This window comes from Streptomyces sp. NPDC045778 (assembly GCF_056431945.1).
Genome location: NZ_JBWKJZ010000014.1, coordinates 100638 through 114733, shown reverse-complemented (window position 1 = coordinate 114733; position 14096 = coordinate 100638). Strand labels below are relative to the sequence as shown.

At 73.5% G+C, this 14096-nt stretch carries 11 protein-coding genes; 1 reads left to right on the top strand and 10 read right to left on the bottom strand.

Features of this window, described 5'->3' with window-relative positions:
- Positions 1-15 precede the first annotated feature (15 nt).
- From AC07GB_RS19845 to fabG, 10 genes are all read right to left on the bottom strand, one after another.
- A complete protein-coding gene (locus AC07GB_RS19845) occupies positions 16-4920 on the bottom strand; it encodes an amino acid adenylation domain-containing protein (protein ID WP_478847125.1) in 4905 nt (1634 codons plus the stop codon).
- Positions 4921-4954: 34 nt separating this feature from the next.
- Positions 4955-5983, bottom strand: coding sequence for a 2,3-diaminopropionate biosynthesis protein SbnB (sbnB, locus tag AC07GB_RS19840; RefSeq protein WP_478847123.1), 1029 nt, complete (start codon positions 5981-5983; stop codon positions 4955-4957).
- The gene (sbnA, locus tag AC07GB_RS19835; RefSeq protein ID WP_478847121.1) at positions 5977-6996 is read right to left on the bottom strand and encodes a 2,3-diaminopropionate biosynthesis protein SbnA; all 1020 of its coding nucleotides are present in this window, start codon (positions 6994-6996) and stop codon (positions 5977-5979) included. Before sbnA ends, sbnB begins: the two co-directional genes overlap by 7 nt.
- Positions 6993-8375 (bottom strand): condensation domain-containing protein, encoded by a 1383-nt coding sequence (locus AC07GB_RS19830; protein WP_478847120.1) that lies wholly within the window; start codon positions 8373-8375, stop codon positions 6993-6995. Before AC07GB_RS19830 ends, sbnA begins: the two co-directional genes overlap by 4 nt.
- A gap of 3 nt (positions 8376-8378) precedes the next feature.
- Positions 8379-8624 (bottom strand): acyl carrier protein, encoded by a 246-nt coding sequence (locus AC07GB_RS19825; RefSeq protein ID WP_478847118.1) that lies wholly within the window; start codon positions 8622-8624, stop codon positions 8379-8381.
- Positions 8625-8692: 68 nt separating this feature from the next.
- Positions 8693-9673: a beta-ketoacyl-ACP synthase III gene (locus AC07GB_RS19820; protein WP_138958383.1), complete on the bottom strand. Its 981-nt coding sequence runs from the start codon at positions 9671-9673 to the stop codon at positions 8693-8695.
- Positions 9674-9716: 43 nt separating this feature from the next.
- Complete coding sequence (locus tag AC07GB_RS19815) at positions 9717-10691, bottom strand: TauD/TfdA family dioxygenase (RefSeq protein WP_478847116.1); 975 nt, start codon at positions 10689-10691, stop codon at positions 9717-9719.
- A 38-nt stretch (positions 10692-10729) separates the two neighbouring features.
- Entirely contained in the window at positions 10730-11665 is a 936-nt protein-coding gene (locus AC07GB_RS19810; RefSeq protein WP_478847114.1) for a TauD/TfdA family dioxygenase, read from the bottom strand.
- A complete protein-coding gene (locus AC07GB_RS19805; RefSeq protein ID WP_478847112.1) occupies positions 11662-12456 on the bottom strand; it encodes a thioesterase II family protein in 795 nt (264 codons plus the stop codon). The genes AC07GB_RS19810 and AC07GB_RS19805 overlap by 4 nt, the downstream gene beginning before the upstream one ends.
- Entirely contained in the window at positions 12453-13241 is a 789-nt protein-coding gene (gene fabG / locus AC07GB_RS19800) for a 3-oxoacyl-ACP reductase FabG (RefSeq protein ID WP_478847110.1), read from the bottom strand. Before fabG ends, AC07GB_RS19805 begins: the two co-directional genes overlap by 4 nt.
- Positions 13242-13426: 185 nt before the next feature.
- Between fabG and AC07GB_RS19795 the strand changes: the two genes are divergently transcribed.
- On the top strand, positions 13427-14089 hold the full coding sequence (locus AC07GB_RS19795) for a 4'-phosphopantetheinyl transferase family protein (protein ID WP_478847305.1): 663 nt from the start codon (positions 13427-13429) through the stop codon (positions 14087-14089).
- Positions 14090-14096 lie beyond the last annotated feature (7 nt).

Below are 14096 nucleotides of genomic sequence, written 5' to 3'. Positions count from 1 at the left end.
GCTGGTTCCCCCTTGTCAGGCCTGGTCGGCGGGTGTTCCGTCGGCTTCGGCGGGTGCGAGGAGCGCCTCGATCTCGGCGCGTACGCGGTCCTCGATCTCCTGGGCGAGCCCGGCGACCGTGGGCCGCTCGAAGGCGACCCGGACGGGCAGGTCGAGGTCGAACTCGTCCTGGAGCCGCGAGATCAGCCTGACCGCGAGGATCGAGTGGCCGCCGCGCTCGAAGAAGTTGTCATCTGCGCCGATCTTGTCCACGACGAGGATCTGGCTCCACACCTCGGCGATACGGGCCTCGACCTCGGAGCGCGGCGCGACATAGGTGTCGGTGACCGCCGCGCCGGGGTCGGGCAGGGCGCGCCGGTCGACCTTGCCGTTGGCCGTGAGCGGGATGGCGTCCAGCTCCACGAAGAGCGACGGCACCATGTACGGCGGCAGTGCCTCGCCCAGCGCGTCGGCGAGCCCGTCGCTCTCGCCGACGACGTACGCGATCAGCTGCTGCTCGTCGGACACGACGACGGCGGCATCGGACACCGAGGCCTGTGCGACAAGGGCCGCGCGGATCTCGCCCAGTTCGATGCGGTAACCCCGCACCTTGACCTGGTCGTCGATGCGCCCGACGAACTCCACGGCCCCGTCGGCCCGCCACCGGACCAGGTCACCGGTCCGGTACAGACGCTCACCCGAGCCCCCGTACGGATCGGGCACGAACCGCTCAGCGGTCAGCCCCGGACGCCCCGCATACCCCCGCGCGACCCCCGTACCGCCGACGAACAGCTCCCCCACGACCCCGACCGGAACCGGACGCATCCCCCCATCAAGCACCCGCATCACCATGTTGGGAAGGGGCCGTCCGATCGGCACGACGCCTGTGAACGCCTCCTCCAGCGGGAACACACACGTCCCCACCGTCGCCTCCGTCGGCCCGTACTCGTTGACGACCTGGCCATCACCGAGCAACTGCCGCCAACGCTCCACCAGTTGACCCGGAAGCGCCTCACCAGCGACCACGACCTTACGCGTCAGCTCCTGCACACGCTCGTCCGACAACTGACGGTCGAGGACTTCGAGATGGCCGGGCGTCAGCTTGATGAACGAGAACGGACCCGCCTCAACCAGCGCGTCACCCAGCTCGGTCAGCTCACCGCCGTACAGCCACACCCGCTGCCCCACCACCAGCGGCGCCCACACATTCGGCACCACCAGGTCGAACGCCACCGACGAGAACACCGGCGCACCACCCGAACCACCAGCCGCCAGCTCCCGCCCCGCCCACTCCACATGATTGGCCAGACCCCGGTGCGTGACCTCCACACCCTTGGGCCGACCCGTCGAACCCGACGTGAACACCGTGTACGCCACCGAGTCCAGGTCGACCACCAACTCCGGCGCAGCCGCCGGATACGCCGACAGATCCTCCTCCATGACTACCGTCGAAACACCCGCGAAGCGGCCCGCGTACTCGGCCGACGTCACCGCGGCCGAAGCTCTGCCGTCGGCCACCATCGCCGCGATCCGCTCCGCGGGGAGTACCGGATCCATCGGCACGTAACCGGCACCCGCCCGCCACACACCCAACAGGCCCACCATCAGCTCGACGGAACGATCCAGAAGCACCGCCACCGACGAGCCCGGACCGACGCCCTCAGCGCGCAGACGATGAGCCAGACGGTTCGCCGCCGCATCCAACTCCGCGTACGTCAGACGCTGTTCACCGCACTCCACGGCCACCGCGTCCGGAACCCGGACCACCTGCCGCCCCACCAGCTCCGGCACCGAAACCCCGGACACCGGCACCGCCGACTCCGACCCGCCCCACGCACGCAGCAGGCGGCGTTCCTGGACGGATGAGATGTCGAGGGCCGACAGAGGGAGTTCGGGGTGGGCGGCCACGCCCTCCAGGAGGCGGACGTAGTGCTCGGCCATGCGGGCCGCGGTCGGCTGGTCGAAGAGGGCCGTGGCGTACTCGAAGGCGCCGACGAGGGAGCCGTCCGCCTGGCGCCACATGAACAGGGTCAAGTCGGTCTTGGCGACCCGCCAGGCGCCCTGGAAGGCGTCCATCAGGACGTCGTCGGTGGCGACGGCGGTGGCGCCCTCGTCCTGGAGGTCGAAGGCCACCTGGTACAGCGGGGTGCGGGAGAGGTCACGCACCGGCTGGAGCTGGTCCACGAGGCGCTCGAACGGCAGCTCCTGGTGCGCGAACCCGGCCAGGGTCGTGGTGCGTACGCGCTCCAGCAGCTCGGTGAACGCGGGGTCCCCGCTCGTGTCGCAGCGCAGCACGAGGGAGTTGAGGAAGAAGCCGACCGTGTCCTGCGTCTCGGGGCGGGTGCGGCCCGTGACCGGGCTGCCCACGCCGATGTCGTCCTGGCCGGAGTAGCGCGCCAGGAGCCCGGCGAAGGCGGCGAGGAAGGTGACGTACGGGGTGGCGCCGTGCCGGCGGCCGACGCCGGTGAGGGCGTCGGCGAGCCCGGCGGGGATGGTGAAGCGCACCCCGGCGCCGTGCGCGTCGCGCCGGGCGGGCCGGGGCCGGTCCGTCGGCAGCTGGAGTTCCGTGAGGTCCGCCAACTGCTGTGTCCAGTAGTCGAGTTCGCGGTCCAGGGCCGGTTCGTCGGCGCGGTCGGACTGCCAGGCGGCGTAGTCGGCGTACTGCACGGACGGCTCCGCGAGGTCCGGGGCGCGGCCCTCGGCGCGGGCCGCGCACAGCTCCCGCAGCTCGCGCTCCAGGAGCACGGTCGACCAGCCGTCGGTGGCGATGTGATGGGTGGTGACGAGCAGCACCGGGCCGCCCTTCGGCACCCGCACGAGCAGGGCCCGCCACAGGGGCCCCTCGCCCAGGTCGAAGCCGCGGGCGAACTGCTCCCCGAACAGCCTCTCCAGCTCGTCCTCACCGGCGTCCTCGACGCGCAGCTCCACGGGGGCGGCGGCCACGACGACCTGCCGGGGCTCCTCGCCGCGCAGGACGTAGCGGGTGCGCAGCGACTCGTGCCGGGACTCCAGAGTGTCCAAGGCCCCCTGCACGGCGCCCGCGGTGGTGCCCGCGGGCAGCCGCAGGAACATGGGCGCCACCCACTCGGGGCTGCCCGGGTGCATACGGTCCAGGAACCACAGCCGGTGCTGGCCGAACGACAGGGGCAGCGGCTCCGCGCGCGGCACGGGCGTCACCGGCGGCACGGCGGGCCGCGCCTCTTCGAGGAGGCCTGCCTGCGCCTCGACGGTGGAGGCGCCGAACAGGCCGCGCAGCTGCACGTCGCCGCCCGACGCGGTGCGCAGCGCGTCCGCGAGGCGGGTCAGGACGAGCGAGGAGCCGCCGAGGGCGAAGAAGTCGTCGTCGGCACCCACCCGCTCGACCTGGAGCAGCTCCTCCCACACCTGGGCGACGAGCTTCTCGGCGGGCGTGCGCGGCGCGGTGTACGAGCCCTGGGAGCCCTGCTCGTCGACCGGGTCGGGCAGGGCGGCGCGGTCGACCTTGCCGCTCGTGGTGAGCGGGAAGGCCTCGACGGTGACGAACAGCGAGGGGATCATCGCCTCGGGCAGGCGGCCCCGCAGGAAGCGGCGCAGTTCGTCACGCGGCACCCGGCGGCCGGTGGTGAGGTAGGCGACGAGCCGCTTCACTCCGAGGACCTGCCGGGCGGCCACGACGGCGCCGCGCACGTCGACGTGGGCGGTCAGCGCGGCCTCGACCTCGGCGGGTTCGATGCGTACGCCGTTGACCTTGACCTGGTGGTCGGCGCGGCCGAGGAAGTCCAGGGCCCCGTCGGAGCGCCAGCGGGCCAGGTCGCCGGTGCGGTACATGCGGCTGCCGGCCGGGCCGTGCGGGTCGGGCACGAACCGGTCGGCGGTGCCCGCGGGGTTGCCCGCGTAGCCGCGGGCGACGCCCACGCCGGCCGCGTACAGCTCGCCGACGACGCCGATCGGCACCGGTGCGAACTCCTCGTCGAGGACGTAGGCCCGCATCCTGTCCAGGGGGCGGCCGATCGGTACGGCGTCGGTGTGCCGCTCCGGGTCGTAGAGCTGGCCGCTGACGTCGATGGAGCACTCGGTGGGCCCGTAGGTGTTCCACACCTGCGCGCCGGAGGGCTCGGCGAGGCGCCTGCACAGCGCGGCGTCCAGCGGCTCGCCCGCGGAGGCGACCAGGCGCAGCGTCGCGCAGTCGGCCCAGGCGGGCTCCCGCACGGCCATACGGAGGACCGACGGCACGCCCTGGAGGACGGTGACGCGGCGCTGGGCGACCGTGCGGGCGAGCAGGGCCGGGTCGGACTCGGCGCCCGCGGGGGCCATCACGACGGTGCCGCCCGCGGCGAGCGGCGCGAACAGCTCCCAGGCCGCCGCGTCGAAGGTGATCACGGTCTTCTGGAGGACCCGGTCCCGCTCCGAGAGCCCCTGGTGGGAGAGCGACCAGGCCACGCGGTTGGCGATGCCGCCGTGCTGGATGACGACGCCCTTGGGACGGCCGGTGGACCCCGAGGTGTAGGTGAGGTACGCGGCGTGGTCGCCGGATACCTCGACCGCCACGTCCTTCGCGGGGACCCCGTCGAAGGTGCCCTCCTCGTCCAGGGCCACGACCCGCCCGGGCAGGGCGGCTTCGAAGAGCCCGGCCGATGCCCGTACGGTCAGGGCGATGGCCGCGCCGCTGTCCTGGGTCACCCAGGTGTTCCGCTCCGCCGGATGCCCCGCGTCGAGGGGCACGTACGCCGCGCCGGCCCGCCACACGCCGAGCAGCGCCGCGAGCAGGTCGCGCCCGCGGGGCAGGCACACGGCGACGCGCGACTCGGGCGTGACGCCGCGCGCCACGAGCAGCCGCGCGACGTCGCCCGCCCGCCGGTCGAGCTGGTCGTAGGTGACGGAGCCGAGGTCGTCCTCGACCGCGACGGCCCGCGGCGTCGACGCGGCCCGGGCGGCGATGAGTTGATGGAGCGGGACGGTCATGTCTGTTTCTCCGTAAGGGTGTCGAGCCGCGGTGTCAGAGGGCCGGCGCCGGCAGGAAGTCGCTGACGACGGTGCCGATGCCGCAGCGGCGTGCCTTGTCGTGGACGAAGCGGGCCAGGGCCAGGTCCAGGACGCCGAGGCCGAACGGCGAGAACACCAGGGGCCTGCCGGGGACGGGGTTCAGGGTGGCCCGGCCGCGCAGCAGCTCGCCGACACCGGCCTCGATGAAGTCCCGGCCGCCGGTTTCCTGTTCGGCCAGGTGGATGGAGGTGCGCTCGCGGCAGACGTGGTCGACGTCGTCGACGACGTTGTGCGCGCCGAGGATCGCGGGCACGGTCAGGTCCCGCAGGGACACGTGCAGCACGGCGGCCGAAGGGCGGCAGGCGGCCAGGCCGGTGTGCGGGGTCGCCGCGGTCGTGGCGAAGGACACCAGGTCGTGCTCGGCGAGGGCCTCGTCGAGCCGGTCGCGCAGGCGCACCTTGACGCCGGGCAGCAGCCACGCGTTGTCCCGGGCGAAGCAGCGGGCCCGCTCGGGGTCGCTGTCGTACAGGGTGAGGTCCGTCAGTTCGGGCCGGTCGGCGGCGAGGAAGCGCAGGACCTCGCGGTTGATGACGCCGCAGCCGACGAGCGTGACGCCGGTGGGCCTGCGCTCGCCGAGCAGCAGCCGGGCGCCGAGGGCCGCGGAGGCGGCGGTGCGCCGCGCGGAGATCATCGAGGCCTCGATGAGCGCCTCGGGGTGGCCGTTCTTCAGGGAGTTGAGCAGGATCGCGGCGCTGGCCCGCTGGAGGCCCGCGGCGACGTTGTCGGGGAAGGAGGCGATCCACTTCATCCCCGCGACATCGTCGTAGCCCTGCTCTCCGTCCGTGCCTTCGCTCGCGCCGAGGTAGCCGGGCAGCCCGATGATGCGGTCCCGCGGCCGGTCGGGGAAGCGCAGGAACACCGAGTGGGGAAGGCTGGTGCGGCCTTCGTCGTGCGCGGTGTACGCGGCGGCGACCAGGTCGATCAGCTCGCGCTCGCGCCCGGCGAGCAGCCCCTCCACCGCGCCGTGTCCGAGGATCAGCATGCCGCCACCGCCATGGTGTGTCCCTGTTCCTTCCACAGGTGCTCGATGGCGCCGAAGTGGCGCCGCACCCAGTCGTCGTCGTAGATCGTGTCGAGGTAGCGGTCACCGCGGTCCGGGAAGACCAGCACGCAGGTGCTGCCCGGCGGGACGCGGTCCGCGAGCTTGCCGAGCGCGGCGACGACGGCTCCGGACGAGCCGCCCGCGAGGATCGCCTCGCGCAGCGTCAGGGTCCGGCAGCCCACGACGCACTCCAGGTCCGAGACGAGGACCACCTCGTCGGCCGCGCTGGGGTCGAACAGCTCGGGGCGCACGGCGGCGCCGTGCCCGGGCAGCAGGCGCGGCCCCGGCGGCCCGCCGAACAGGACGCTGCCGAGCGCGTCGACGCCCACGACCGTCGTGGAGAGCCCGCGGTCGCTGATGTACTGGGCGCAGCCGCGCAGGGTGCCGCCGGTGCCGGTGGAGCAGAAGAGGTAGTCGACGTGGCCGTCGAGGGCCTCGTCGATCTCCCGCATGGTGCGCACGTGGGCGCGCGGGTTGAGCGGGTTGCGGTACTGGTTCGGCCAGTACGCGCCGGGGGTCGTGGCCACCAGTTCGCGCACCCGGGCGAGCCGGCTCGGCAGATAGGCGCCGGTCTCCGGGTCGGGTTCGGTGACCAGGTCGACGGTGACCTCGTAGGCGCGCAGGATCGCCAGGTTCTGCCGGGTGGTGCGCGGGTCGACGACGCAGATGAAGTCGATGCCGTAGTAGCGGCAGATCTGCGCGATGCCGATCGCGAGGTTGCCCGAGCTGGACTCCACCACGGTGGACCGGCCGGGCAGCAGTTCCCCGGCGCGGATCTTACCGAGGAGCATGGAGAGCGCCGAGCGGTCCTTGACGCTGCCGCCGGGGTTGGCGGACTCCAGCTTGGCGAAGACGCGGGAGCCGAGGCTCGGCAGGAGCCCGCCCAGCTCCACGAGCGGGGTGCCGCCGACGGCGTCGAGGATGCTGTCGTGGACCGGGGTGCGGGCGCTCACGCCTGCCCGCCGCTCAGCGCGAGCAGCAGGTTCCGCTCGGTGTCGTCGGTGAGCGGGACGCGGGCGACGCGGGTGTCCGGTGCCTCCACGGCGGCCGTGACGCACCGCTGGAACTGGTCGAAGAGCCGCTGGGCTGTGGCCTCTTCGAACAGGTCGGTGTCGTAGCGCAGGGCCACGGTCAGGCCGTGCGCGTCCCGGGTGATCTCCAGGGCCAGATCGCACTGGCCCTCCAGGTGCGGAATCTCCACGTAGGCCAGCTCGTGGCCCGCGAGGCGCACCGCCTGGCCCGCGACCAGGCCCTCCATGCCGTGTCCGAACCGGTCGGTGGCGACCATGGTGACGGAGATCCGGAAGAGGGGCCCGGAGGCGCCCTGCGCGACCAGCGGGAACGGGTAGGAGACCCGCGCGGTGGCCTGCCGGACGCGGTCCGCCGCCGCGTCCACGGCGTCGCCGAGGGTGGTCTCGCGGTCGAACCGGGCCCGGATCAGGACGGGGTTGACGAAGTAGCCGATGAGGTCGGCCGCCGCCGCGCGCCGGGTGGAGGCCGGGCAGGCGATGAGGAAGTCGCTCTGTCCCGTGCAGCGGTGCAGCATGGCCTGGAAGGCCCCCACCATCAGGGCGAACGGTGACACGTGGCGTTCGGCGGCAGCCTTGGTCACCGCGTGCGCGAGCGCGTCGGGCAGCCTGCGCACCAGGCTGGCCCCGGTGTGCGAGGACGCCTGGGGGCGCGGCCGGTCGGTGGGCAGTTCGGCGGGTGTGGAGCCCTCGCACTCGGCGCGCCAGAACTCTCCCTGGCCGGTGCCGCGCGGCGAGTCGAGCAGGGCGCGCTCGCGCGCCACGAACTCGTCGTAGTCGTGGGTGACGGGCTTCCAGTCGGGCGCGCGCCCGGCGATCTCGGCCTCGTAGGCGGAGAACAGGTCACGCCACAGCAGCCACTGCGAGATGGCGTCGGTCGCGATGTGGTGCGTGACGACGACCAGCAGCGCGTCCGTGCGGCGCAGCAGCAGCGTGGCCCGCACCGCCCCTTCGTCCCGGAGCCGGAAGGGCCTGCGCACTTCGGCGTTGACGCGTCGGCGCAGCTCCTCCTCGGTGGCGTCCGGCACCTCGACGACCGCGATCCGCGCGGCCTCCTCGGGGGCGTCGACGACGCGCCGGGGCCGGCCCGCGGCCTCGGTGTAGCGCGAGCGCAGCATCGGGTGCCGGGTGAGCAGCGCCCGCCAGGCCCGGTCGAGGGCCGCCAGGTCGGGCGCGGGCGTGATCCGGCCGCCGCCCGCGAGGTTGTAGGTGGTGGACTCGGGGTGCAGCGTGTGCAGCAGCCACAGCCCCTCCTGCCCCACCGACAGGGGCAGCGTCCCGGCCAAGGGGTCGGTGCGGTCCATGCGTCAGACTCCCGCCTTGGCCTCGACGAGGAAGTCGACGACGTCGCGCACGCGCAGCAGTGTCGCCACCGTGTCGTCGGGCACCGAGAGCTGGTACGTCTTCTCGACGGCGGCGAGCAGATCGACGCGGGTGAGCGAGTCCATGCCCAGCTCTTCGAAGCTGGAGTCGGCGGTGACCTCGCCGTCCAGGTCGAAGGCGGTGTCCTGGACGAGGCGGACGACGTCGGTGGTGAGTTCGTCTCTGGCCATGGTGTGACCTCTTCTCCGTGCGGTGGGGACGTGACTGGATGGGTTGGGTGGTGCGGTGCGGACGTCGCTCACGGCATCCGTACGATCTGGCCGGCGTAGGTGAGCCCCGCGCCGAAGCCGAGCAGCAGGACGATGTCGCCGGGCGTGCTGCGGCCGCTGTCGTAGAGGCTGCTGAGGGCCAGGGGTACGGACGCGGCCGAGGTGTTGCCGGTGACGACGACGTCGTTGACGACGCGCTCCGGCGGCAGCCCCAGTTCGTGGGTGAGGGTCCTGATGATGCGGTTGTTGGCCTGGTGGGGCACGAACCAGTCGACGTCGTCGATGGTGATGCCCGCGGCCGCGCAGGCGCGGTGGGCGACGTCCGGCATGGTGGCCGTCGACCACTTGTAGACGAGGGGCCCGTTCATCTGGACGTACTCGCGGCCGTCGGCCTTCTCCGTGATGCCGAGCACCTTGTGCCGGGCGCCGTCGCTGCCCCACACGGCCGGGCCGACGCCCACCTCGGTGGAGCGCGAGACGACGGCGGCGCCGGCTCCGTCACCGAAGATGACGAAGGTGTCGGGGTCCTGGGGGTCGATCCAGTCGCTGGTGCGCTCGGCGCCGACGACCAGGACGGTCCGCGCCTCGCCGAGGCGCACCGCGTTGGAGGCCATGGCGAGGGAGTAGGTGAAGCCCGCGCAGACCGCGTTCAGGTCGTACGCGCCGGAGTTGGGCAGGCCGATGCGGCTCGCCACCTCCGGGGCGATGCCGGGCATGCGGCGCTTGCGGGTGGCGGTCGCGACGATGGTCAGGTCGACCTCGGCCGGGTCGACGTCAGCGTGCACCAGCGCCTTCTCGCCCGCCGCCACGGACATGGCGACCAGGCCCTCGCCCTCGCCCGCGTGGTGGCGGGTCTTGATGCCCGTGCGCTGCTCGATCCACTCGGGGGACACCGTCGTCAGCGGGGCCAGGTCCTCGTTGGTGAGCTGCCGGGCGGGCCGGTAGGCGGCGATGCCCGTGATGCGCGAGCCGTAGGTGCGCTCGTCTTGCAACAGGTCTGCCAGGGGCATGTCTTCCTCGACTTCTCTGAAATGTCCTCGGCGCTCGGGGCGCTCAGGTGTCCGAAGGCTCGGCCATGGCGACGGCGATGCGCCGGGGGCCGGTGAAGGGCTCACGCGCGTGCGCGGTGAGCATGTTGTCGACGATCAGCACGTCGTCGCGCTGCCAGTCGAAGCGGACCGTCGCGGCCCGGTAGGCGGCGCGCAGCTGGTCGGTGACGGCGTCGGGGATCGCTCCGCCGTCGCCGTAGTAGGTGTGGGTCGGCAGGTCCGGGTCGTCGAAGATGGCCCTGAGCCCCGCGCTCACGTCCTTGGCGAGGGTGGTGATGTTGAAGAACGTGGCGTGGTTGAACCACACCTGCTCGCCCGTGACGGGGTGGCGGTGCACGGCCCGGCGCACGGCGGTGGTGCGCAGGCCGCCGCCGGGCCGCCACTCGGCGGTGATGTCGTGCTCCGCGCAGTACGCGGTGACGGCCGCCCTGTCGGTGGTGTTGAAGGCCTCCTGCCAGGGCACGCCGAAGCCCGGGTGGAAGTTGCGCACGACCTGCCAGCCGCGCCGCTGGAACTCCTCGCGGACCTCCGGGTCGAGGGAGCGCAGCACCTGCCGGGTGTCGGCCAGCGGGGTCGCGCCCTGCGTGGCGGGCGGCTCGACGCAGTAGAAGTACAGGGCGCGCGGCCACACCGATTGGTACGAGTTCTCGTTGTGGAGGAAGATCTCCTCGTCCGGCGGGTAGTCGGTCGAGGTGTACACCTGGCCCTTGATGGTGCTGCGGGGCGAGGACCGTTCGGCGTAGGCCAGCGGCGGCGTGCCCGAGAAGGCGCGCACCGCCCCGTCGAAGCCGTCGACGCCCGCCACGTCGAAGCCGCGCAGGAGCAGCGCGCCGCGCTCGGTGAGCTGGGCGCGCAGCGCGGCCCGACGGGTGTGGATGTAGTCCTGTACCCGGGTTCCCGGGGCCGTCGGCCGGTGCAGGCCGGGCAGGGTGCCGGCCCCTGCCCAGCCCGCGGGCACCTCTTCGACCTGGTGGCTCATGGCTCTCTCGCTCTCTCGCTCTCGGCGGTCCTTCGCCGTCAGTCCGACATGGCGACGAGGACGCGCCGGTCGCCGGTGAACGGGCGGCGGCCGTGCGCCAGCAGGACGTTGTCGATGAGCAGCAGGTCGCCCTGGTACCAGTCGACGTCGACGGCGGCTTCGAGGCCGCGGTCGCGGATCTGGGTGACGTACTCGCCCGGGATGCGGCCGCCGTCGGCGAAGGTGACCATCTGGGGCATCTGGTCCTCGGGCAGGATCGCGGCGAGTTCGGCGGCCGTCTCGTCGCCGAGCCCCGCCGGGTGCCACTGGTCGGCCTGGTTGAACCACACCTCGGCGCCGGTGACCGGGTGCCGGGTGGTGGCGGGCCGTACGGACTCCACGCGCAGGGAGCCGTCGCGCCGCCACTCCCACTCGGCGCCCGAGCCCTTCAGGAAGTCCTCCACGGCGCCGCGTTCGGCGGTCTCGAAGGTGTCCTGCCAGCTCTTGCCGAGGCCGTAGCCGTCGTGCAGGTTCTGGATGTAGCGCACGCCGCCGGAGAACGCCTCGCGCACCTCGGGGCCGAGGGCCGCGAGCCACCGGGCGGCGTCCAGGACGGGGGTGGCGCCGCCACCGCCGGGCTGGATCGCGCAGTAGAAGGCGAGCCGGGCGGGCCACACGTGCGCGTAGCTCATCTCGTTGTGCATGGAGATGGTGAACTCGGGCGGGTACTCGGTGGAGGTGTAGACGTTGCCGCCGACCTTGGTGCGCGGCGAGTTGCCGTGCACGTAGGCCAGGCGGTTCGGAAGGAGCCGGTCGAGGACCCGGTCGAGTTCGTCCGTGCTGACCTCGAACCCCCGGAACACCAACGCCCGTTCGCGTACGAGGGCGGCGTCCAGGCCGCCGTCAAGCTCGTCGATGCGGGTGAGCAGCTCACCGGTGCCGCCACCGTCGGCCGCCGTCACCTCGTGCGGGGCCCAGGTCTGGGATCGCGTCATGTCGCTGTCGTTCCTCTCGCGGTTGCCACCGGGGCGGGCGCGAGCCGCTCGGCGATGTCCGAGGTCAGCTCCGCCTCCCTGGGGGCGAGGTAGAAGTGGTCTCCTGAGAAGGCCCGCAGCGCGAAGTCACCGGTGGTGAAGCCCTCCCAGGCGCGGACCCGGTCGCCGGAACAGCCCGGGTCGCGGTCGCCGAGGTAGGCGGTGACGGGCGCGCGCAGCGGGGCGGCGTCGGCGGCGGGCTCGTACGTCTCGATGAGCCGGTAGTCGCTGCGCAGCACGGGAAGCAGCAGCTCCCGCAGCTCGGGCTCGGCGAAGGGGTCGACGCCGCCGAGGGTGCCGAGCCTGCGCACGGCGGCGAGCAGGACCTCGTCGGCCGCGCGGTGCAGCGTGGTGCGGCCGCCGTGCCCGGGGGCGGCGCGCGCGGACACCATGACGTGTACGGGGCCGGGTCCTGCCCCCGCTTCGAGGCGCCGGGCGACCTCGTAGGCGACGGTCGCGCCCATGCTGTGCCCGAACAGGGCCAGCGGCACGTCGTCGTAGCCGGCGAGGGCGCCGGTGATCCGGTCGGCGAGTTCGGTCATGGACCGCGCGCAGGGCTCGTCGAGCCGCTCCTGGCGCCCCGGGTAGCGCACGGCGAGGACCTCGACGGTGGCGGGAAGGCGGTGCCCCCAGCCGTCGAAGAGCCGCGCGGTGCCGCCCGCGTGCGGGAGGCACACCAGGCGGAGCCGCGGCGTCCGCGGGGGCCCGGGGGCGCGGTGGAACCACAGCCCCGGATCGTCGGGGGCGGTCACAGGGCCATGCCCCCGTCGATGCGCAGGACCTGCCCGGTGACGTACGACGCCTCGTCGGACACCAAGTACGAGACGAGCGAGCCGACTTCCTCCGCGCGGCCGAAGCGGCGCAGCGGGATGGCGGCGAGGGAGCCCTGCACCGCCTTGTCCGGGAGGCCCGCGACCATGTCGGTGTCGATGAAGCCGGGCGCCACCACGTTGGCCCGCACCCCGTAGCGGCCCGCCTCCTTGGCGAGGGACAGGGTCAGGCCGATGATGCCCGCCTTGGACGCGGCGTAGTTGGCCTGGCCGGAGTTGCCCGCGACGCCCGACACCGACGACAGCGTGACGATCGATCCGCCGCGCCGCCCCATCATGGGGCGCACCACGGACCGCAGCACGTGGTAGGTGCCGTCGAGGTTGGTGCGGACGACGCCGTCCCACTCGTCGTCGGTCATGAGGCCGAGCGGTCGGTCCCGGGTGATGCCCGCGGAGGTCACCACGGCGTGCAGCGGCCCCAGTTCCCCCTCGGCCTCGGCCACGAACGCCCGCACCGCTCCCCCGTCGGCGACGTCGACCCTGCGCGTCAGGGCGCGGCGGCCCGCGGCCTCGACCTCCTTGGCCACGACGTCGGCCGCCGCCTCGTCCGCGCGGTAGCACAGCGCCACGTCGAAGCCGTCCCGCGCGAGCCGGGTCGCCACCGCGCGGCCGATGCCCCGGGAGCCCCCGGTCACCAGCGCGACGCGTGGCTCGTGGCCCTTGCCCTGCTGCCCGGCCGGACGCCCGGCCCCCTGGTCCGACTCCACGTGAAGCCCCCCTCATCCGTTCGAATGAGTCGAGCGTCGGTTCGGTCGCTATATGTGACCTATACGGTGACCAGCCCGGCGCGGGCGGGCCGTGCGGCCCTGTCGGCGGCGCGGGGCCCCCGGTAGAGTGATCCGCCGTGAACTCACCTTCGAACGCGGCGGCCGACGCCCTGGGCGGAACCCGCATATTGAGCACGCTCCTGGCCGGGCAGCCCGTCGTCGTCTGCGAGACGCGCGAGGACCCGCTGGACGCGGTCCTGTACCCCGAAGAGGCCGCGCACGTGGCGAAGGCCGTGGACAAGCGGCGGCGGGAGTTCACCACCGCGCGGCACTGTGCCCGCACGGCGCTGGCCCGCATCGGCGTGCCGCCCGGGCCGATCCCGCGCGGCGAGAAGGGCGAGCCGGTGTGGCCGGACGGCGTGGTCGGCACCATGACGCACTGCGCGGGCTACCGCGCCGCGGTCGTCGCCGACGCCGCCGCCGTGACCTCGCTCGGCATCGACGCGGAGCCCGCCGAGCGGCTCTCGGACCCGGGCGTGCTCGACCTGGTCAGCGACGAGGCGGAGCGCGCCGCGCTCGCGGCGCTCGCCGTCGAGCGGCCGTCCGTGCCCTGGGACCGGCTCCTGTTCAGCGCCAAGGAGTCCGTCTACAAGACGTGGTTCCCGCTGGCCCGGCGCTGGCTGGGCTTCGAGGACGCGCACCTGACCATCCGCGCCGACGGCACCTTCTCCGCCAAGATCCTGGTCGAGGGCCCGCTGGTCGCGGGCTCCGAGCTGACCGGGCTCGACGGCGTGTGGGCCATGCGGGACGGGATCGTCGCGACGGCCATCGTGCTGCGCGCGGAGTGAGCCGCGC

Excerpts from the sequence above, each read along its gene's own strand:
- AC07GB_RS19820 (WP_138958383.1), bottom strand. The coding sequence starts at position 9,673 with ATGCCCCTGGCAGACCTGTTGCAAGACGAGCGCACCTACGGCTCGCGC.
- AC07GB_RS19815 (WP_478847116.1), bottom strand. The coding sequence starts at position 10,691 with ATGAGCCACCAGGTCGAAGAGGTGCCCGCGGGCTGGGCAGGGGCCGGC.
- sbnB (WP_478847123.1), bottom strand. The coding sequence starts at position 5,983 with ATGCTGATCCTCGGACACGGCGCGGTGGAGGGGCTGCTCGCCGGGCGC.
- AC07GB_RS19825 (WP_478847118.1), bottom strand. The coding sequence starts at position 8,624 with ATGGCCAGAGACGAACTCACCACCGACGTCGTCCGCCTCGTCCAGGAC.
- AC07GB_RS19845 (WP_478847125.1), bottom strand. The coding sequence starts at position 4,920 with ATGACCGTCCCGCTCCATCAACTCATCGCCGCCCGGGCCGCGTCGACG.
- AC07GB_RS19830 (WP_478847120.1), bottom strand. The coding sequence starts at position 8,375 with ATGGACCGCACCGACCCCTTGGCCGGGACGCTGCCCCTGTCGGTGGGG.
- AC07GB_RS19810 (WP_478847114.1), bottom strand. The coding sequence starts at position 11,665 with ATGACGCGATCCCAGACCTGGGCCCCGCACGAGGTGACGGCGGCCGAC.